Annotated in this window: 2 protein-coding genes; one reads left to right on the top strand and one right to left on the bottom strand. The window is 66.9% G+C overall.

What is annotated here, in order from left to right; translation table 11 throughout:
• Nucleotides 1–615 (top strand): TerD family protein (locus ACFWF3_RS36005; RefSeq protein WP_379318642.1); only part of this gene is annotated, 615 nt, incomplete at its 5' end.
• 123 nt (nucleotides 616–738) lie between these two features.
• On the opposite strand, the gene ACFWF3_RS36000 is transcribed toward ACFWF3_RS36005, so the two are convergent.
• The coding region (locus tag ACFWF3_RS36000) for a sulfotransferase family protein (RefSeq protein WP_379318640.1) at nucleotides 739–1356 on the bottom strand (618 nt) is incomplete at its 5' end.

Below are 1356 nucleotides of genomic sequence, written 5' to 3'. Positions count from 1 at the left end.
GACCTGCTCGAGCAGGGTGCGATCGCGCCCGCGGCGATCCCTGCGGCATCGACCGCACCTGGTCGTGCTGAAATCCGGCCCGCGGAACCGACGGTGTTGTCGCGAGGTCAGGTGATCGACGTACCGATCGCCGAGGGCGGCAATACGTGGACTCTGCGGGCAACGTGGAGCCAGCTCAGTGCGCCGACCGTGGATCTCGTCGCGTTCCTGCTCGGCAGCGATGAGCGAGTCGACGACTCCGACGACTTCCTGTTCTACAACCAGCCAGAATCGCAGGGCGCCAAGCTTTCCGAGGACGGGCCGAACGAGCAGTCGATCACCCTGGTCCTCGATGACCTGCCCGAGCACTGCACTCGCATCGTCCTCGCCGCTTCGCTCGACGGTGCGGGTCTTACCTTCGGCGACGTCGGCGCCATCGAGCTGGAGTTCGCCGCAGGCACGGAATCGAGCACCGCGATACGTTCCACGCTCGATGCCGCAACCGTGGAATGCACCCTGCTGCTCGCCGAGCTGTATCTGCGCGGTGAAGATTGGCGGCTGCGCGCGGTCGGCCAGGGGTACGAGACCGATCTCGCCGATCTGGCCAGGCGGTACGGGGTCGACGTCGACGAATGAAGCCGCACGAGGTGGCGGCCGGTCGGGGTCGATGCCGGCCTCGCTGACAAGCACGACTTCGCAGCGCTCGCCGGCATCCGGTCGGGGATGCCCGGCGAGCGTCGGTAGCCTGACCGTTCGAGATCAGCTACCGAAACTTTCGGCGACCATGTTCTCGGTGAGGCCGTAGTCGGCGAGGGAATAGTGGTGGGTGGGTTTGCGTGCGCCGGTGCGGCTTTCGTTGTCGAGGGCGGTGATGGCGGTTCGAGCTTCGGGTGTGAGGGCGGCACCGGTGCGGGCGTACACACGGTCGACGACGCCAAGGGGGTCGGTGCGGAGATCGTCGAAGTCGATGTCGATGAAGGTGGCTTCGGGGTGTCGGGTGCGGGCGGCGGTGAATTCGTGGAGGCCGCGCGACCACAGGTCGAGCTGGGTGCGGCCGATGGTTTCGCCGGTGAAGGTGGTTGACCAGCCTCGGGTGGCGTGTTCGTTGAGGCTGCAGACCGAGGGGATGATGGTGGCGGGGTCGCGGTGGGTCTGGATGACGATGGCGTCGGGGTAGGTCGCCAGGAGGGCATCGAGGCAGAACAGATGGCTGGGATTCTTGAGGACCCAGCGGCGGGTGTCGTTCATGCCGATCAGCTGCAGGTTGCGGCGGTGGCGGGCGTAGGCGGGCGTCCAGTCCTGGCCGGACAGCCATTGCGAGTAGCCCGGCACGTAGGCGAGGCATTCGTAGGAATGCGACATGCCCGACTGGCGCAG

Source organism: Nocardia sp. NPDC060220, from assembly GCF_042727815.1.
Lineage (GTDB): Bacteria > Actinomycetota > Actinomycetes > Mycobacteriales > Mycobacteriaceae > Nocardia.
Note: the sequence above shows the minus strand (reverse complement) of the source record. Positions and strands in the feature narration are given on the sequence as shown.